General features: G+C 61.6%; 17 protein-coding genes. 6 read left to right on the top strand and 11 right to left on the bottom strand.

Annotation, left to right across the window (positions count from 1 at the left end; all coding sequences use genetic code 11):
• Positions 1-76: 76 nt before the first annotated feature.
• The 3 genes from ABXR19_RS04480 to ABXR19_RS04490 form a co-directional block, all read right to left on the bottom strand.
• Positions 77-712, bottom strand: coding sequence for a response regulator transcription factor (locus tag ABXR19_RS04480; protein ID WP_354599894.1), 636 nt, complete (start codon positions 710-712; stop codon positions 77-79).
• The gene (locus tag ABXR19_RS04485; RefSeq protein WP_354599895.1) at positions 709-2,163 is read right to left on the bottom strand and encodes a sensor histidine kinase; all 1,455 of its coding nucleotides are present in this window, start codon (positions 2,161-2,163) and stop codon (positions 709-711) included. The genes ABXR19_RS04480 and ABXR19_RS04485 overlap by 4 nt, the downstream gene beginning before the upstream one ends.
• Positions 2,164-2,279: 116 nt before the next feature.
• Positions 2,280-2,405 carry an SEC-C metal-binding domain-containing protein gene (locus ABXR19_RS04490; protein ID WP_354599896.1) on the bottom strand — a complete coding sequence of 42 codons (126 nt, stop codon included), beginning with the start codon at positions 2,403-2,405 and terminating at the stop codon, positions 2,280-2,282.
• Positions 2,406-2,679: 274 nt separating this feature from the next.
• Between ABXR19_RS04490 and ABXR19_RS04495 the strand changes: the two genes are divergently transcribed.
• A complete protein-coding gene (locus ABXR19_RS04495; RefSeq protein WP_354599897.1) occupies positions 2,680-5,304 on the top strand; it encodes a M16 family metallopeptidase in 2,625 nt (874 codons plus the stop codon).
• A gap of 177 nt (positions 5,305-5,481) precedes the next feature.
• Here ABXR19_RS04495 and ABXR19_RS04500 read toward each other — a convergent pair whose 3' ends face one another.
• On the bottom strand, positions 5,482-6,195 hold the full coding sequence (locus tag ABXR19_RS04500; protein WP_354599898.1) for a UPF0149 family protein: 714 nt from the start codon (positions 6,193-6,195) through the stop codon (positions 5,482-5,484).
• Positions 6,196-6,266: 71 nt separating this feature from the next.
• A complete protein-coding gene (ruvB, locus tag ABXR19_RS04505; RefSeq protein WP_354599899.1) occupies positions 6,267-7,316 on the bottom strand; it encodes a Holliday junction branch migration DNA helicase RuvB in 1,050 nt (349 codons plus the stop codon).
• 96 nt (positions 7,317-7,412) lie between these two features.
• Between ruvB and ABXR19_RS04510 the strand changes: the two genes are divergently transcribed.
• Positions 7,413-8,450: a hypothetical protein gene (locus tag ABXR19_RS04510; protein WP_354599900.1), complete on the top strand. Its 1,038-nt coding sequence runs from the start codon at positions 7,413-7,415 to the stop codon at positions 8,448-8,450.
• Between the two features lie 89 nt (positions 8,451-8,539).
• On the opposite strand, the gene ABXR19_RS04515 is transcribed toward ABXR19_RS04510, so the two are convergent.
• The 6 genes from ABXR19_RS04515 to ABXR19_RS04540 form a co-directional block, all read right to left on the bottom strand.
• On the bottom strand, positions 8,540-10,999 hold the full coding sequence (locus tag ABXR19_RS04515) for a Lon protease family protein (RefSeq protein ID WP_354599901.1): 2,460 nt from the start codon (positions 10,997-10,999) through the stop codon (positions 8,540-8,542).
• Between the two features lie 17 nt (positions 11,000-11,016).
• A complete protein-coding gene (locus ABXR19_RS04520) occupies positions 11,017-12,606 on the bottom strand; it encodes a bifunctional aminoglycoside phosphotransferase/ATP-binding protein (protein ID WP_354599902.1) in 1,590 nt (529 codons plus the stop codon).
• Between the two features lie 40 nt (positions 12,607-12,646).
• Positions 12,647-13,576, bottom strand: a complete 930-nt coding sequence (locus ABXR19_RS04525; protein ID WP_354599903.1) for a SufB/SufD family protein — start codon at positions 13,574-13,576, stop codon at positions 12,647-12,649.
• 15 nt (positions 13,577-13,591) lie between these two features.
• The gene (locus ABXR19_RS04530) at positions 13,592-14,287 is read right to left on the bottom strand and encodes an ATP-binding cassette domain-containing protein (protein ID WP_354599904.1); all 696 of its coding nucleotides are present in this window, start codon (positions 14,285-14,287) and stop codon (positions 13,592-13,594) included.
• Positions 14,288-14,374: 87 nt separating this feature from the next.
• Complete coding sequence (locus tag ABXR19_RS04535) at positions 14,375-15,058, bottom strand: protein-L-isoaspartate(D-aspartate) O-methyltransferase (RefSeq protein ID WP_354599905.1); 684 nt, start codon at positions 15,056-15,058, stop codon at positions 14,375-14,377.
• A 107-nt stretch (positions 15,059-15,165) separates the two neighbouring features.
• A complete protein-coding gene (locus ABXR19_RS04540; RefSeq protein ID WP_354599906.1) occupies positions 15,166-15,768 on the bottom strand; it encodes a hypothetical protein in 603 nt (200 codons plus the stop codon).
• Positions 15,769-16,009: 241 nt separating this feature from the next.
• Here ABXR19_RS04540 and ABXR19_RS04545 point away from each other — a divergent pair, with 241 nt between their 5' ends.
• The 4 genes from ABXR19_RS04545 to ABXR19_RS04560 all read left to right on the top strand — a co-directional run bounded on the left by ABXR19_RS04545 (position 16,010) and on the right by ABXR19_RS04560 (position 18,778).
• Positions 16,010-16,294, top strand: coding sequence for a hypothetical protein (locus tag ABXR19_RS04545; RefSeq protein ID WP_354599907.1), 285 nt, complete (start codon positions 16,010-16,012; stop codon positions 16,292-16,294).
• 161 nt (positions 16,295-16,455) lie between these two features.
• Positions 16,456-17,532, top strand: coding sequence for an AI-2E family transporter YdiK (gene ydiK / locus ABXR19_RS04550; RefSeq protein WP_354599908.1), 1,077 nt, complete (start codon positions 16,456-16,458; stop codon positions 17,530-17,532).
• 156 nt (positions 17,533-17,688) lie between these two features.
• Positions 17,689-18,369: a 7-cyano-7-deazaguanine synthase QueC gene (gene queC / locus ABXR19_RS04555; RefSeq protein WP_354599909.1), complete on the top strand. Its 681-nt coding sequence runs from the start codon at positions 17,689-17,691 to the stop codon at positions 18,367-18,369.
• Positions 18,362-18,778 (top strand): hypothetical protein, encoded by a 417-nt coding sequence (locus ABXR19_RS04560; RefSeq protein ID WP_354599910.1) that lies wholly within the window; start codon positions 18,362-18,364, stop codon positions 18,776-18,778. The genes queC and ABXR19_RS04560 overlap by 8 nt, the downstream gene beginning before the upstream one ends.
• Positions 18,779-18,841 lie beyond the last annotated feature (63 nt).

Consider the following 18,841-nt stretch of genomic DNA (forward strand, 5'->3'; position numbering starts at 1 on the left):
GCAGGCCATGAGGAGCACTTTAAGGATCTGCACTTGCGCTGCCCATTCGTAGGGCTACGCGCGAGCCTCCGTACAACTACGGAGTGGCGCCGTCGGCCGCATCCACCAGGGTGGCGTACTGGCGGATCAGCTGGGCCAGGGATTCCGCCTGCAGCTTGGCGAAGAGATTGCCACGATGGGTTTCGACGGTGCGGGGCGACAGCGTCAGGGCGCGCCCGATTTCCTTGTTGGTCAGGCCGGCTACGATCAGTCCGAGCACTTCGCGTTCGCGCTCCGAGAGCTGGGCGTAGCGTTCAAGGGCAACGCGGTCGGCCGCGTGGCGCTGGCGCGACTGCACGTGCTGGCGCACGGCGTTCTGCAGGGTCTCCAGCAAGAGTTCGTCATCCACCGGCTTTTCGAGGAATTCCGCCGCACCGGCCTTGAACGCGCGGCGGCACATATCAACTGTGCCGTGGCCGGTGAGCATGATGACGGGTTGATCGACACCTTGCGCAATGAGCGTGTCCAGCACGCTCAGGCCGCTGATGCCGGGCATGCGCACGTCCAGCAGAATGGCGCCGATACTGTCACGGGCAAAGCCATCAAGGAAGGCCTGTGGCTCGGCCCAGGTCTCAACCCGCAGGCCTACTGTTCCGATCAGCAGGGCCAGACTGCTGCGCACCGCCGCGTCATCGTCGATCAGCTGGATCAGGGGCGAAAGAGGCGTGCTCATGCCGGTACACCTACGGGCAGACTCAGGGTGAAGATCGCGCCCTGTGGGTTGTTATGGCCAGCGTGCAAGCTGCCGCCCATGCCCAGCACCAGGCTCTCGCACAGGCTCAGGCCAAGACCGAGGCCGTCCGTGCGGGTGGAAAAGAAAGGCTCGAAAATGTGCGGCAGGATGTCTGGCGCGATGCCCGGTCCGCTGTCGGCGAGGCTCAGCGTGGCCAGCCCGTTCACAGTGCCGATATGGATGTGCAGCGTGCGCTGCGCTGCCGGCACATTGCCGAGTGCTTGCAAGGCATTCATGAGCAGGTTGTGGAGGATCTGCTCCAGCGCCACCGGTTCGGCCTGTGCCAGACAGACCGCATCGGCGTCGATGTTCAGGCGCACGCCACGGCGGCGGCATTCCGGCTCCAGCAGATCAAGCACGCCGCGCAGGCTGGCGACCAGATCCACGGTCGTCAGCAAGTCCGCCGACCCGGGGCGTTCTACCACGCGGCGCAGCCGGCTGACCACCTCGCTGGCACGGCGCGCCTGTTGCACCGCCTGTGCCATGGCTTCGCGGACGGTGTCGAGCTCCGGAGGTTCCTCGGCCAGCAGGCGCTTGGCGGCCTGGGTATTGGCCAGCACTGCGGTCAGTGGCTGATTGAGTTCATGGGCCATGCCGGCCGCCAGCTCTCCCAGTGAGTTCAGACGTGCCACCTGACCCATGCGCAGGAGTTCCTCGGCGCGTTTATGCGCCACTTGCTGTTGCTGCACGTGGTAGCCGACTATCTGCGCCAGACTCACCAGCAAGGTCCAGCCGAGGATGCCGAGCCAGGGCAGCTCGCCCCAGCCGACACTGCGCCCGGTGATGACGTCAAAGGGCTGGCTGACGGCGGCCAGATGCTTCTCGAAATCGAACTGCCAGCCGCCCGTCTGCAGACGCCCGGGCTGAATCACGAAACCCTGGCCGGCGTATTGCAATTCCACACGCATCGGGCTGCCTTGCGGATCGACCGGCCATTCCGCCCAGGGCAGCATTTCGCGCAGGCCGATGCTGATGGCGTGACTGGCCGGCAAGCCGGCCAGCACCAGTGTGTAGCGGCCGACGTCAAAGTCCTGTTCGACCAGTTCAGGGCGTTTGCTGAGGCGTGAGGCCGCTTCGGCCGCCGCCAGCCGGGCGTTTGGCCAGACTTCGCCGGCAGTGCGGCGGCGTACTGTCAGAATCTGCGAATACACCGCAGGCAGGCGCTGTTCATGCTCGGCGCCCTGTGCGGTCTGCAGCAGCGACAGCGTGGCGAGGATGGCCTCATGCTGCAACACGCGCTGGCTGAGTACGCGGTGCACGATGCGCGAGTCGGTCTCGAAGGCCTCCCGCAAGCTGTTCAGGCGGGCATGCCCGATCAGCAGGCTGCCGGCCAGGGACAGAACACACCAGACAAGCAGCCACCAGCGGAAGCGAAGGAAAATTGGATGCATACAGGCATTGTGGCACGAGAAAAATCGCGTGCAGCCATGCGAGCAGAGTGCTTGCAGCAAAACGCCGGCAAAAGCCGGCGTTCACTCACTCAGTCTTCAGTGCGCGGCACTCCAAATCAGTGCAACTTCTCCGGCGCGCCGCAGCACTTCTTGTATTTCTTGCCGCTGCCACAAGGGCAATCTTCATTCCGATCGGGGACGTCTTCGGCGCGGATCGGAGTGTAGGACGCCTCGCTCAGCAAGGCTAGTCCTCGATTTGATGCATTTGTTCCGATGATCGCTGCGTTTGACTTAGAACCAATGCGGTTTCATGAAATATGACAAAATCGCCTATCGCTTTTCGGAAGACTAGGCCAGCTCCGCTCTGAATTTCAGATATCTGGATAGCCTGGTATGGTTTTCCCCACCTGTTGCGAGGATGGACCCATGATTTTTCGTGCGTGCTGCATTCTGGTTATATGCCTTATGCAAGAGCTTGCCCTTGCTTCCGTCACTCGAGTGACGGAAGTGGAGGGAATGGTCGAATATCGCCTCGAAAATGGGCTTCGCGTTGTCTTGGCTCCAGATAAGTCGAAGCCGACGATTAGCGTGAATGTCACCTATCTCGTTGGCTCACGGATGGAGAGCGCCGGTGAAACGGGTATGGCCCACTTGCTCGAACATCTTGTCTTTAAGGGGACGCCAAGCAATCCGCAGATTTTCCAAGAGCTGACTCGGCGTGGCATGCGGCCCAATGGCACCACTTGGTATGACCGGACGAACTACTTCGAAACCTTCGCAGCAATTCCCGAGGATCTCGAATGGGTTCTGAGCATGGAGGCCGACCGCATGGTCAACTCCGTTATTGCCAAAAAAGATCTCGACTCTGAGATGACCGTCGTGCGTAACGAAATGGAACGAGGCGACAATAATGTTGGCGGAATGCTTGCGCAGCTTATGGAAGCCACAGCTTTTCGCTGGCATGCCTATGGCAAACCGACAATCGGCGCACGTTCGGATGTCGAGAACGTTTCAATTGAGAATTTGCAGGCCTTTTACCGCAAGTACTACCAGCCGGACAACGCGGTGCTGGTGGTTGCTGGCTATTTTGAGCCACAACAAACGCTGGATTTGATCAATCGCTACTTTGGTGCGATTCTAAAGCCAACACGTCACTTGCGGCCTTCCTACACGGTTGAGCCTCCCCAAGAAGGGCCGCGACGTGTCGAACTGGCGCGTGTTGGTGAAAACCGGCTGGTCAGTGTGCTTTATCACGTCCCTCCCGCCATGCACCCCGATCAGCCCGCGCTGGAGGTGCTGCGCCAGGTGCTTACTTCTACGGGCGGACGTCTACAAGAGGCCTTGGTCAAGCAGCGCAAGGCGACTTCGGTTTGGGGGTCAATTTCAAAAACCTACGATCCTGGTTATGCCATGTTTGGGGCCCAGTTGAGGCGGGACGATGATCCTGCCGAAGCCACGCGGCGACTGCTTCAGGCGCTTGAGGAAATCACAGAACAGCCGATTACCGATGAGGAGATTGCGCGTGCGCAGCAGGCAATTCGTTCCGGACTGGACCGGCAACTCGACGATCCGGCCAGTTTTGGTGTTGGCCTGTCGCAGTCGATCGCCGTGGGTGACTGGCGTTCGTTTTTCTGGTTCCGCGAGCAAGTTGCCAAGGTTAGTACCGCCGATGTGACGCGTGTAGCGCAAACCTATTTCAAGCCAGCCAACCGAACACTGGGCGAGTTCGTTCCAATGCCCGCTTCATCGCCCGTGGTTGTACCAGGCCGCGCAGATCTGACCGCTATGCTGGATGCCTTGCCCACCCAGTCTAGTGTGGCTGTTGGCGAAGATTTTGACTCAACTCCTGCCAACATCGATGGGCGCACCATACGCGCCAGCCTAAAAAATGGCCTGCAACTGGCAATGTTGCCCAAGAAAACGCGTGGAGAGCGCGTGGTTCTGGAATTCAATCTGCGCTGGGGAGATAGCGAGAGTCTTGCCAGCAAAGGAGCTTTGATTAGTCTGATCAGCAATATGATGCTGAGCGGCACTGAGAAATATGGGCGCACTCAGCTCGCCAAAAAATTCGAGCAGCTAGATTCCGGTGTTGCGTTCAATGCAACCGGTCAATCCATGACCGTAACGTTAAACACGCGCCGCCGACATTTTGCGGAAGCTGTTGTGCTGCTGAGTGAGATTTTACGGAAATCGACTTTCCCGCAAGATGAATTTGAGCGCATAAAACGCAGCCGCATTGGCGCAGTACGCACGGCTGCGTTGGAACCATCGACGCAAGCTTCCTTGGCCTTGTCTCGCTACCTCACGCCACGCGAGGCTGGAGATGTGCGTTATGTGCTCGACGAGAAAGAGTTTGAAACGCGCGTCAATGCGCTTTCGCGCACAGATCTAGTCGAGTTCTGGCGTAGTTTTCCCGGTGCCGACCATGCCTGGGCTAGCGCCGTGGGTGACTTCGATCCTGATGAAATGAGCCGCCTGCTACAAGATGCCTTTTCGGGTTGGTACAGCGCACAAGCCTACAGGTCGATTGCGGACCCTTACCAGGACGTCCCTGCGAAAACGCGCTTGATAGAAGTTCGTGACAAAAAGAACGCACAGTTACTCGGCGGTCTGCACATCCCTGTGGGCGAAAAGGATCACGACTATCCGGCACTGCTGGTTGCGACACATCTTTTCGGTGGCGGCTTTTTAAGCTCGCGCCTTGCCATGCGTCTGCGTCAAAAAGAGGGTTTGTCGTATAGCGTCAGCGCGTCCTTATCCAGCAGTGCAAGCGCGTCCAAATCAACCTTGAATCTGTCTGCCATCTACGCTCCGCAAAACCGTGCAAGGGTCGAGCAGGCCGTGCTTGAAGAGATGCAACGTATGTTTGCTGACGGGTTTTCGGTTCTGGAGTTGGAGAACGGTCGAAAGGCATTGTTGCAAGCTCGTCGTCTCGCGCTTACGGAAGACAGAGCTCTTGGGACCGGCCTAGTGCGTAATTTGCGGTTCAAGCGCGATTTTTCGTTCGCAGCAATTGTGGACGAACGCATTGCGGGGATGACCTTGGATGAATTAAATGCGGTAGTACGCAAATACTGCGATCCTGGAAAGTTGAGCCTCGTGTTTGCAGGGTCGTTCTACGACGGAAAAACACCGGGTTGAGTGCGTGCTGGGTTGTAGGCGTGTCGTTGAATTTGTGATTTTCTATTTGAGTGATTACGACTGGCTTTGACAAAAAAACGCCGGCAAAAGCCGGCGCGGTCTGTCTTGCGTAGGAGCGGCTTTAGCCGCGAAAGCTTTCGCGGCTAAAGCCGCTCCTACAAGGGCTCTCGCCCTGAATCAGTGCAACTTCTCCGGTGCGCCGCAGCACTTCTTGTATTTCTTGCCACTGCCACACGGGCATTCTTCGTTGCGGCCGGGGACGTCTTCGGCGCGGATCGGGGTGCGCGGGGCTTCCATCACGCGCATGTAACGGCGCCAGAACACGTAGAGGTATTGCAGACCTGCCACCAGCAGGCTGATCACCTCGTCGCGTTCAAGTTCGGTCAGTGGATGGCCGGGCGATTTCTCGCCCGTGTCGAAAGCGGCGATCAGGTTGAGGATGGTGACGCACTCTTCATCCTGTTCCAGCGCCTCCCAGTAATGCTCTTCGAGCCAGTCCAAGCCGTCGCGGAAGCCGCGTGCCCAGCCTTCGGCCAGCGGGCAGCCGCTGTCGGCCGGGTCGTCGAGGAAGGGGAAGTACATCGCTTCGGAACCCTCTTCGGCGGACAGGCCGGACCAGTCTTCGCGGAAACCTTTTTCCACGCCGTTCCAGTGGCGCAGCAGCAGTTCGAAGACGCGGCGGGTGTCTTCTTCACTGACTTCATCCGCTTCTTCTTCGCCCAGCACCACCGGCAGCCACTCGCTGGGCATGATGGCTTCGGGGCCGATGATCAGGGCGCAGAACAGGCCGTCCAGTTCTTCGAGCGCACAGGAGCCGGGGTAGCGGTCGAGCAGGGTATCGAGTTCGGCAAAGTCGGCGTCAGACAGGGGGATTTCGAGATCAGGATTCATGGCAGTGGCTGCGTTGTTGCGTGTGGGTATTGTCGCCCAGAAGCGGGCGCTTTCCAATTTTCCAGTTTCGATTACAGCTCAAAAAGATCGCCGCCGCTGACTTTCGGCATGGCCAGCCCGAAGTGGCGCCAGATCGCCGGGGTGGCGACGCGCCCACGCGGGGTGCGCTGCAGATAGCCCTGCTGGATCAGATAGGGCTCCAGCACATCTTCGATGGTGTCCGGCGCTTCGCCAATGGCGGCGGCCAGATTGTCCAGGCCGACCGGGCCGCCGTTGAATTTCTCCAGCAGCGCGCCGAGCATTTTGCGGTCCATTACGTCGAGGCCGAGGTGATCGACGTCGAGCATGGTCAGCGCGGCATCGGCCACTAATTTGGTGATGCGGCCATCCGCCTTGACCTCGGCGTAGTCGCGGCAGCGGCGCAGCAGGCGGTTGGCGATACGCGGGGTGCCCCGGGCGCGGCGGGCGATCTCCAGCGCGCCTTCGTCTTCGATCTCGACATTGAGCAGGCGCGATGAGCGGCTGACGATGAAGCCCAGCTCTTCGGGTGTGTAGAACTCCAGCCGCGCATTGATGCCGAAGCGGTCGCGCAGCGGGTTGGTGAGCATGCCGGCGCGCGTGGTGGCGCCGATCAGGGTGAAGGGCGGCAGATCCAGCTTGACCGAGCGCGCGGCCGGGCCTTCACCGATCATGATGTCGATCTGGTAATCCTCCAGCGCCGGGTAGAGGATTTCCTCGACCACGGGCGAGAGGCGATGGATCTCGTCGATGAAGAGTACGTCGTGCGGTTCGAGATTGGTCAGCAGCGCGGCCAGATCGCCGGCGCGCTCCAGCACCGGACCGGAAGTCTGGCGCAGATTCACGCCCATCTCGGCGGCGATGATGTGCGCCAGGGTGGTCTTGCCCAGGCCCGGCGGGCCGAAGAGCAGGACGTGGTCGAGCGCTTCTTTGCGGTTCTTGGCGGCGTGGATGAAGATTTCGAGCTGTTCGCGGATCTTCTGCTGGCCGACGTATTCGGCCAGACGCTTGGGGCGGAGCGCCCGTTCGATGACGTCTTCCTGCGGCGTGGTGGCGGCGGCGGAAACGATGCGCGGGCTGTGGAGCTGGTCGGTCTGGATCATCGAGAGAACATAGCACACTGAGCCGGATGCAACACCTGCTGCACAGCCGCAAGGGAAGGTGTACCCTTATCACTCAGAGAAAACAGGGTTGCCAACATGGGTTTGCTGGACTGGTTCCGCCAGAGTACGCCCCAGCTCGATCAGGAACGGGTTTCCGATGCGCTGGTAGATTCCACCATTGATTACGTGGTGAAGATGACTGACGCGCGCCTTGCGCTGGTCAATCAGTATCGTGCGCGCCTTAGCGGCCCGGTGAAGCGTAGCCTGGAATTCCTTGCCGCCCAGCGCAGCAATCTGCCTGCCGTGCATGAAGTCGGGCCGCTGGCCTGGTCGATTGATCCGAGCATGCGCGCCTTCTTTGCGCAGCCGGCCGATCTGCTCGACACCTTCGGGCACTGCCCGCCCTTGCTGAACTACGCCGCACAGAGCGTGCCGCTCGACCCCATCTTCGCCATCCTGGCCATGGAGATCGACGAGCAACAGCGTTTCGGCGTGGGTCTGCAGGGCGAGATGATGGTGCGGGATGTCGCACATGTGACGCTCAGCTTCAGCCATCATCGCCTGCGCCTGTTCGCCAACAGTGAAGCCGGACTGTGGCAATCGGTGAGTCGACGCATGCTCGATGAACTCTCGCTTATCGCCCTCGAACACATGCAGGCTGAGCAATCCTTGCGCAAGGAGCTTGCCGAACACCGCGACCTGCTCTCCGCTCGCCTGGCCACCTTTACCCGGCGCGGCGCGGGTATCGACTCCTTCCTGAGTGAAGCCGGCACGCAAGTCAGCCCGCAGGAATCGGCGGACTTGCTGCACAAGCTCGAAGAAAATGAAGCACGCCTCGAAGAGCTGGGCTGCCCGACCGAAATGCTCGACCGCCAGCTCGACTATCTGGCCGAAGTGTTGGCCGAGCCAATGCGCTTCATCCAGCTGGAGCGTTGCCAACCCCACCTGGACAGCATGAACGTGGTGCTCAGCGGCAATAGTGAGACAGCCAGTGGCGAGCAGATCGAGTACAACCTCGTCACCTTTGATCGTCACCCGCCGCAGCGCCGCGCCTTCCTCCCTGTGCGGGTGGATCGCGCCCTGCTTGGCGAAGCGCGCAAGCTCAAGCTGGATAACGCCGAGCGCTGGCTGTAAGCATCTACAGCGGTGAATATGCCCGCAGAGCCACACCAGACCTGCTTCTACAGGTGTGCTTGCTGAAGACCTTGTGCGGGCGCGGCTCTTCAGCCAGTACTTGAATTTTTTACAGATGGGCTTGTGTCCGTCTTGCTCGGCGGGCGCTTGCGCTTTTTTGCGACAGGTGTGGCGAAAGTTTTGCGCAGCGTGCTCAGCTCAGCCAGGCGTGCAGCGACGCGGCCGTTCAGGCTGCCGGGCGGCCAGACCTTGTGCGCATCGGCTTCTCCGGCGGACAGGCCGGTCAGCAAGGCGATGGCCTGGTCGACGTGATTCACGGCGTAAATGTGGAATTTTCCGGCCTGGGCGGCGAGAACTACATCCCAGCGCAGCATCAGTTGCTTGATGTTGGCGGCTGGGATCAGTACGCCGTGTTCGCCATTCAGTCCGCGCGCGTTGCAGATGTCGAAGAAGCCTTCGATCTTTTCATTCACACCGCCAATGGCCTGCGCCTGCCCGAACTGGTTGACCGAGCCGGTGATCGCCAGCGACTGGCGGATGGGCGCGCCGGCCAGATTGGAAAGCAGCACGCACAGCTCGGCCAGCGAGGCGCTGTCACCCTCGACGAAGCCGTAGGATTGCTCGAAGACCAGACTGGCGGAGAAAGCCAGCGGCATGTCTTTGCCATAGCGGGCGCTGAGGAAGGAGGACAGGATAAGCACGCCCTTGGAGTGAATGGCGCCGGAGAGTTTGACCTCGCGTTCGATGTTGATCAGTTCGCCATCGCCCAGATGCGTGGTGGCGGTGATGCGCACGGGCAGGGCGAAGGCAAAGTTGCCCAGATCGATGACGGACAGGGCATTGATCTGGCCGATCACGGCCCCCTCGGTGTCTATCATCCGGTTGCCGCGCAGGATTTCCTCCTGCAGGCGCGAGCGCAGCCGGTCATGGCGATGGATCTGGGTGTCGATGGCGCGCTGAACATCGGCCGCATCGACCACCGGATGGCCTGCCTCGCGGGCCCAGTAGTCGGCCTCGCGCAGCAGATCGGCGATGCTGCGCATGTGGGTGCTCAGCCGGGAGGCATCGTCTACCAGGCGCGCACCATATTCGATGACGCGAGCCACGGCGCCACGGTCGCAGGCTTGCAGGTCTTCCTTGCGACCCAGCGTGGCAATCAGGCGGGCATAGAGCTGGTGGGTGTCGGTATTGCGCTCGATGCGTTCCTCGAAATCGGCGACCACCTTGAACAGTTCTTCAAAATCCGGATCGTACTGCGCCAGCAGGTAGTAGAAGAGTCTGTCGCCGAAAAGGACGATCTTGACGTCCAGCGGGATGGGCTCCGGCTCCAGCGAGACGGTACTGACCAGGCTGAGGATCTGGCCCAGTGATTCGATGCGGATTTCGCGCGATTGCAGCGCGCGTTTGAGTCCTTCCCAGGCAAAAGGCTGCATCAGCAGCTTGCGGATATCCAGCAGGAGATAGCCGCCATTGGCCTGATGCAGCGCGCCGGGTTTGATCAGGGTGAAATCGGTGACCAGCGCACCGAACTGGGAGATGTGTTCGACGCGGCCGAGCAGGTTGCCGTAGCTCGGGTTGTCTTCGCTGACAATGGCGGAGCCGTGCTTGCGCCCGTTGGTGACCAGCACGTTCACCTGATAACGGTGAAAGTTCGCACGCGCCAGCGCGGCCAGCTCCGAGGTTCCGGCCCCCTCCTCCTGTTTGCGGAATTCGTCGCCGTGTTCGACCATGTCCTGCTGCACGATATCCAGATATCGGAGGACCTCGGGCAGGTCGACATAGCGCGCACGCAGCTCTTTGATCAGCAGTTCGACCGTCGACAGCATGGTTTGCCGATCAAGTTGGCGAATTTTTTCGTTGCGTTCCTTGCGCCACAAGGGGACTTGCCCGAGGATTTTCAGCAGCAAGGCCTGCAGGGCGGATATCGATTCGATCAGGCGTTGTCGTTCATCTTCTGAAAGATTTTCGAAGCCCTCGGAGGCTCCGTCGCCTTGTTTGCGGGCCGGCGAAAAAGTGAATCCCTCCTGCGTTTGCTGCAAGTTGATGCCCTGCTTCGCGGCTGTTTCGCCCAGCTCCTTGAAGGCCTGATCCTGACGCTTGCTGAATTCATTCTGGATGGCGGCCAGCTTCCCGCGATAGTCCTTGCCTTCAAATACGTTGGGCACGCTGCTGCGCAGATCCGCCAGCAGGCGTTCCATGTCGCGGCGCAGATCGGCACCGCGCCCGGTCGGCAGGCACAGCGCCTGTGGCTTGTGCGGCTCGGTGAAATTGTTGATGTAGCACCAGTCGACGGGGTCCGGCTCGCCATGACTCTTGTTTTTCAGGAACTGGTTCACCAGGGTGCGCTTGCCCATGCCGGAGGGACCCAGCACGAAGAGGTTATAGCCCTCCTGACGGATGCCAGCGCCAAAACGCACGGCGCTCATGGCACGCAGCTGACCAACGACCTCGCTCAGGCTTTCGAGCTCGGCGGTGGTCTGGAAGCTGAACAGCAGTGGATCGCAAGCCTGATAGAGTTGTTGGCACGGCAGGGGAGCTGGGAGACTCATGATGGCAACACCGGAGGTCATGGCAGGTTCGGCCTGAGGTGCTCGCGGACGGCTGCTGTCGAGCCGCCGTGATCTTTCATCAGGGTATCAATAGTGACGGTGGCCGCCTGTTCGTCCTGACCCAAGGTCTCGGCATGGCTGATTTGCCAGTCGAGCACTGCGAGATCGGCGTCGGAGGCGTCGCCCCCCCGTTCGGCCCGGGCCGCGATGCGCTGTTGTAGGACCCCTCGCGGGGCATGACAGTCGAGAATCATGAACGGTACGCCCACGGTGCGTGCCAGTTCGGCGAAACGCTCGCGTTGCGGGCGGCGCAGGAAGGTAGCGTCCACCACCACCGGGTAATCCGCAGCGAGCACGGTGGAGGCCAGAGCCAGCAGCCGATCATAGGTGGCTTGCGTGACCGATTCGGCATACAGGCCGGTGCCGACGTTGCTGCCGTCGTGCGCCATCGACGGCAGACGCCTGAGGCGCTTGCGCTCCACGTCCGAGCGCAGGCACAGCGCGCCCAACGAAGCGGCGATTGACCGTGCCAGCGTGCTTTTGCCGGAGCCCGACAGGCCATGGGTGATGATCACGGCGCGTGCGCCTGGGTTCGTCAGGGTGCAGGCGTAATTCATATAGGCGGCATGGGAAGCCTTTGCGGCATGGCGCGCGTCGCTGGACAGGGCTGGGTCGGCCAGGCGCAGGCTGGCGACCTTGGTACGCACCAGTGCGCGATACGCTTGATAGAAACGCAACAGTTCCAGCGCGGCATAATCGCCGGTGGTTTCGAGCCAGGCGTTGAGCAGGCGCCAGGCAAAATCGGATCGTCCGTGCGCAGCCAGATCCATGCTCAGGAAGGCAATGTCACTGGCGATGTCGACCCAGCGCAGCGCCGGATTAAACTCGATGCAGTCGAAGATCAGGACTTCACGATCCAGCAGGACCATGTTGCCCAAGTGCAGATCGCCATGGCCTTCGCGCACGAATCCGCAGCTCTTGCGCAGAGCAAAAACCTCGTACAGGCGCGCATACTCTTTGCGACACCACACCTCCAGCGCTCCATAGTCGCGGTCCCGGGCATCGGTCGGGGGCTCGAAAGGGGGAAGCAAGGCTTCCAGCTGGCTCCGGATCAGGGCCGCGCTGCCATAGCTCTGGTCGGCGGCACACGCAGGGGCGTTGCGGTGAAACGCCCCCAGCATTGCCGCCAGCTTGTCGATATGCCCGGCTAGCAGACTGTTCCGGGCCAGCACTTGGTCCAGCAAATCTGTCTGTTCGAACTGACGCATCTTGACGGCATATTCGATAGCCCAGTCTTCGGCTGCGAGATGAGGATTGTCGGGGCTACCGCCGAGCGCAACGACCTCCAGATAAAGTTGCGACGCAAGGCGCCGGTTCAGGCGCAACTCCTCTTCGCAGCAGAAGCGACGTTGCGCGAGCGTCGTGTAATCGACAAAGCCCAGATCGACGGCTTTCTTGATCTTGTAGGCGAACTCGCCAGTCAGCAGTACGAAGGAGATGTGCGTTTCAATCAGCGTGAAATTACTCACCGGGTGTGGGTAGCGCCGAGGGTCGTGCAAGGCTTCCACGATTTTCCGTTGCATCGCCAGACTTGCCTCGATGGTCATGTCGTCCTCCCTGCAAGGATCGCTTGCGCTTGCCCGGTACTCAGGCGAGCATGCCCCGGACGATCAGATCGACTGCTTCATCGGGCGTCACCCCACGTGCCATCAGGGTTTCGAGCTGCTTGCTGTCGACGCTGCCAATGGCCGCCTCGTGAGTAATCTTGGCTTGCGGATGACACACCCGCACCTGCGGTTCGGCGCTGGCGGTGGCCTGATCGCGCACAACCTCCATGCAATCAATATGGCCGCGTGCGCCGGCGGCATTGCCTTCCATGATGCCGCACACATCGGCGTGGGCGTGTCCGCGCACGGCGACGCGGGTCTTGAGCAGACCGCGCGCGCCGGGGCCGTTGAGTTCGACCTGCTCACGGATGCGGATGGCATCCGTGGCAAAACCGTAGGCCCGGCTGAGTAGTTCGGCCACGCCGGCCTCGCCGACATCGACGCGGTAATCCATGTCCAGAAGGCCGACACGGCCGCGGATCAGACTGAAATCGGCATGGAAGCGCGCCGCTTTTTCCAGCAACACTTGCGCGCACGGGATGACCTCAATGTTGCCGGAGGTTCCGTGGAAATGGGCTTCCTGATAGCGCAGCACCGCGCCTTCCATCAAGCGGAATTCCCCATGCATGGCGTGGCGTGCCGCTTGCGGTGTGGCGAACAGGCAGTGCGACCACAGCTCGGCCTGCGCGCCGGGCTCCAGGGTCAGCGTCAGGTGCACATCTTGTTCGCCGTGTTGCTCGAACATGCCGAAACACAGGTGTACGGGCTGATCCAGGCGCACGCCGGCCGCAATCGTGATGTGCGCGGCGATGCAGACCTCACTGCTCTCGGCCTCGATCTTTACGCCCGGCAGCGAGCGCAGGCTGCTCAGTTGCTGCCCGTAGGCCACCAGATGTGCGGCCTGGGGAATAGCGGGCGGATGTTGCCCGGCGAGATTGAAGAGCGTCAGGATGGGTTGGAAGTCAGGCATTTCGATCCCCCTTTTTCAGCACCGCAAAGGTTTGCGCCTGCGGTAGATTTCAAGCATGTCGGGCGTTTTTCCCTGGCAGACAATGCGGCCCTCACTCAGCAAGGACGCCTGATCTGCGTGTGCCGCAACTTCGGACTGATGGGTGATCAACAAGACGCTGCTGCCGCCCGCTTTCAAAGCTTCAATCAGATCGATCAGCGCATCGAGCGAGAGCAGATCAATCCCCGCCGTGGGCTCATCCAGAATCACCAGACGCGGGCACATCGCCAGCACGGCGGCCAGTTCAATGCGCTTGCGTTCGCCGCCACTCAAGGTCTTGTCGACGGCCCGCAAGGCATATTCCGTCGGCTCCAGTCCCACTTTGAGCAGGCATTCCTCAACCGATGCCCCGTGCGCTCCGATCCGCAGATAATCACGCACACTCAAACCTTCAAAGCGCGCCGGCTCCTGCCAGGCCAGCGTGATGCCCAGACGGGCGCGTTCGTGCACGGGCAGGGCGTCAATGCACAGCCCGTCAAACATGATCTGGCCGGCATCCGGCTGATAGCCCTCGCAGCCCATTACGGCATACGCCAGGCTGGACTTGCCGGCGGCATTAGCCCCCAGCAAGGCATGAATCTGCCCTGCGTCCAGGCTCAGATCCACATCCTCCAGCACCCGCCTTCCCTGCAGGGTCAGCTGTACCCCGACAAGCTTCAGGAGAGGTTCCATCGCAGAGGCCCGCTTGCTCTTCTCATTGGAGCGTAGTTGCGCAGGCAGGCCTCGCAAGAGCCCTTCCGGGCCGCCCGCAATAACAGCTCAAAATAAATCAGCGGCTTCGCCCTCCTCCAGCGCCGAAAAGCGCACGGGCAGGACTACGCGCGTGCTGCTCTGCCCTTGCGCATCCTTGCGCACCAGCATCAGGGCCTGATGATCATGTGGCCCCACGGGCAGGACCATGCGCCCGCCGTTCCTGAGCTGATCAAGCAGCGCTGGTGGCAGTTGCGGCGGGGCGGCGGTGACCATGATCCGATCGAAGGGTGCGTGCTCTGGCCAGCCCAGGTAGCCATCGCCCACGCGGGTCTGGATGTTGGCGTAGCCCAGGCTGTCGAGGCGTTGGCGGGCCTCGCGGGCCAGCCCCGCCAGCCGTTCCACGCTATAGACCTGACGGGCAAGGCGCGACAGCACGGCAGTCTGGTAACCCAGCCCGGTGCCGATCTCAAGCACGCTATCCGTCGAATGAATGTCCAGTAGATCGGTCATCAGCGCCACGATGAAGGGCTGCGAAATCGTCTTGCCACAACCGATCGGCACCGGTTGGTTGAGGTAGGCCTCGGCCTGAAATGCCGCCGGAACGAAGACGTGGCGCGGCACTTCGCCCATCACGTCCATCACCTGCGGATCAAGCTGCGCCTTGCCGATCTGCTCGCGCACGCAGGCGGTTTCCACGGCAATTTCCGTCAGCATCCATTGCCGCATCCGGGCCAGTTTTCCGTCATCCATCACACCTCCGGATCATGTCTGCACAACCCTTCGGCGCCTCGTTCTGCGGCATGCCAGCCTGAACAGGCCCGCCGGGAGCGGCTCTTCAGGCGGCCTCGTTTGCGGTTTCACTTTCCGTCCTGCGCATCGATCAAGCTCAGCGCCAGACGCAAGGCTTCGAGCTCCCGGCGATAGCTCTCCGCGTCGCCGAAATCTACAAAATTCTCGTAATAGGGATGGGCCTGCAACACCCGCCGCGCATGCTTGATCGGGCACCAGTACTGTTCGGTGCGGGCAAAGACCTCCTTGACGTAGGAGGCCAGCCCGTTGGCATACGAACAGTAACCGCAGTTGATCATCTCGATCAGGTTCAGATAGGCCAGGTGTGTGTGGTCGAAGATCAGATAATCGCGCCGGCGCACATGTGGAATGCCATACACCGGGAAGCACAGCCACTGATAGAGGCTCACCATCAGATCCATCAACAGCATCGGGAAGATGGCGGAAAAAATGATGGGCGCGGTCAGGTAGTGGCTCAACCTGCCGTCCAGCAGGTAGCGCAGCGTCCCCTGCCTGAAGCGGCGCTGCTGCGCCAGCACGGCCTCGTCAAAGCAGATGCGGCGCTGCTCGAAGCTGGCGTTGAGTTCGGCGCGGCGCAGCTGAACCTCCCGCTCCAGCTCTTCCTCGATGGCGTGGATGCGCTCCAGCAGTTCGATGATTTTCGGGTTCATGGCGCTGCCTTTGGCCGGGTGGATGTGCGGGAATTTCGCTCATCGCCAGAGGGATCGGACGCCGTCTGAAGAGTCGGGGGTCTGTCGCCCCCTGCCGCTTCAGTCTAGTTCGCCGAAATGCTGCCGTCAGCTTCGCGCAAGTTTCGCCTCAGGCTTCGGTCAGCTTGCTCTCATAAGATGAACTCGTCGGACAAGCAAACAAGTTCTCGTCCGCCCCTCAAATCATCCAAGGAGTTATGAAATGACCAAGACCCTGATTGCCGCCCTGATCGCTTCCATTGCTGCCGCTTCGGTGTTCGCCGCTGACGTGCCTGTCGGCACCAACGCTGCCGCTACCTCGGTGACTGCCACGCAGCCGGCCAAGAGCGTGAAGCCGGCCAAGGCCACGTCGAAGAAGGTCGTAAAGGCTGAGCCGAAGACCGAAGCTGCTCCAGCAGCCAGCGCTCCGGCAGCCAAAGCCGCACCAGTGGCGGCTCCCGTCGCAACTCCCGCCGCTCCCGCTTCGGCACCGGCTGTGAAGAAGTAAGCACACGCTAAAAGTTCGGGCCTGTTCCTCCCCTCCAGCAGGTCTGAACCCAAGGCCGCTCGTGACATCCACGGGCGGCCTTGTCCGTTTTTCAGCGCGTACAACCGCTGCACGCAGATTCCCTTATCATGGCCGCTCTCTTTCCTGATCGAGCCTTTGCCATGCCGACATCTCGCCCCGACCTTGCCCGCACCTTGCTCAGCATTTGCCTGACCGGCGTTTTGCTGCTGGCTTCCTTGTGGGTGCTATCGCCGTTTTTGATGGCGATCACCTGGGCGACGATGATCGTGGTGGCGTCCTGGCCACTGTTGCTGATCCTGCAGCGCCGGCTTGGCGGGCGGCGCTGGCTGGCCGCAACCATCCTGATTGTGGGGCTGTGGCTCGCGCTGTTTTTACCCTTCGTGCTGGCCATCAGCACTCTGATTCATAACAGCGACGAGATCATCACCCTGGCGGGATCGCTGAAATTACTGGCTGCGCCGCAAGCGCCGGCCTGGCTTGCCGGTCTGCCCTATGTCGGCAGCAAAGCCGCTGAGCTGTGGGCGCAGGGTGTCTCCATGGGTGTCCAGGGCTTGACGGCGAAGGCAGCGCCCTACGCTGGCGACATGACCAAATGGTTCGCTACCCGGGTCGGCAGTCTGGGCATGATCATGCTGCAAATTGCGCTGGCGATTGCGATCTCGGCCATTCTGTACATGCGCGGCGAAGTGGCCGCCGGGGCGTTGCAACGCTTCGCGCGCAAGCTGGGCGGGCGGCGTGGCGATGAGATGATCATTCTTGCGGCGGGCGCCATCCGGGGCGTGGCGCTCGGCGTGGGGGTCACGGCGCTGGTGCAGGCCTTGCTCGGTGGTGTCGGGCTGGCTTTGACCGGCATTCCCTTTACCGCTGTACTCACCGCGCTGATGTTCATGTTGTGCATTGCCCAGATCGGCGTCGTTCCGGTGTTGGTGCCGGCTATCGTCTGGCTGTACTGGAGCGATCAGCCAGCCTGGGGAACTTTCCTGCTTATCTGGATGCTGATCGTGGTGAACCTGGATAACTTCCTGCGCCCCTGGCTGATCCGGCGTGGGGCGAATCTGCCTCTGCTGTTGATCCTTGCCGGCGTGATCGGTGGATTGATCAGTTTCGGCTTGCTCGGGATCTTTCTCGGCCCGCTGCTGCTGGCGGTGAGCTACAAGCTGATGGGCTCCTGGCTGCAGGATGACGAGACGGCGGGCGGCGCCAACGCCGACAAGTAAGGAGTAGGCTGTAAAGCCGCGCCCAGCGGGCGTCTACAGCAGGCCTGTGCGGACAGGCCCACTGGGTGCGGCTCTTCAGGTGGCCTGTTCATAGCAAGCCACCCCGCGAAAGGTGGATAATTGCGCCCTGTTGCGTGTTCTCCCGAAAGTCATCTCATGTCAGCTCCCCGCGCCGTCGTCCTGCTCTCCGGCGGACTCGATTCCGCCACCTGCCTTGCCATCGCCCGCGCCGAAGGCTTTGAAACCTATGCTTTGTCGGTGGCCTATGGCCAGCGTCATGCGGCCGAGCTGAACGCGGCCACGCGCGTGGCGGCTGCGCTGGGGGCGAAAGAGCATCGCGTCGGCCATGTCGATCTCGGTCAATTTGGCGGCTCGGCCCTCACCGATGCCAGTATTGCCGTGCCGACGGCGGGCGTCGAGGATGGCGGCATCCCGGTCACCTACGTGCCGGCGCGCAATACCGTAATGCTCTCACTGGCACTGGGCTGGGCCGAAGTGCTCAAGGCCAATGCCATTTTCGTGGGCGTGAATGCGGTGGATTATTCCGGCTATCCGGACTGCCGCCCGGCCTTCATCGAAGCCTTCGAGGCGATGGCCAATCTGGCTACCAAGGTTGGCGTGGAAGGTGCACGTCTGCGCATCCGGGCGCCCCTGATTGATCTGACCAAGGCCCAGATCGTGCAGCGCGGCATGGCGCTGGGCGTGGATTACGCCATGACGGTTTCCTGCTATCAGGCTGATGACCAAGGCCATGCCTGCGGCCAGTGTGACGCCTGTCGTCTGCGCCGTGCCGGCTTTGAAGCAGCCGGGCTGAGCGATCCGACGCGCTATGCCTGAGTTCTGGATGGCGGTCTTGCTGGCGCTGAGCTGCGCCGGCGCCCACGCCGATGAAATTGCGCCATTCAGCAGTGATGGCTGCAGCGAGTTTCCGGACGGCACGCTGAGCCAGAAGACTCTGTGGCGCGACTGCTGTGTGGCGCACGACCTGAGCTATTGGGCCGGCGGCTCGTATGCGGAACGGCTGGCGGCGGATCGTGAGATGGAACGCTGTGTCGGCGCCGTCGGCGAGCCGGCGATTGCCACCTTGATGCTGGCTGGGGTGCGCGTGGGCGGCTCACCGTTCTGGCCGACACGTTTTCGCTGGGGCTATGGCTGGCCCTTGGGGCGTGGCTACAAGGCCTTGACCGAAGCGGAGCGCGAGCAGGTGCGGCTGAAGCGGGAAAGTTTGCCCCGGACCGGCGCGTAACGCGCATGCCGAGTGTCTGTGCCGTGCGGCACATTCCTGGACGCAGGCCGCCGTGATTTTTGA

It is taken from the genome of Uliginosibacterium flavum (assembly GCF_040566545.1).
GTDB classification, from domain to species: Bacteria; Pseudomonadota; Gammaproteobacteria; order Burkholderiales; family Rhodocyclaceae; genus Uliginosibacterium; species Uliginosibacterium flavum.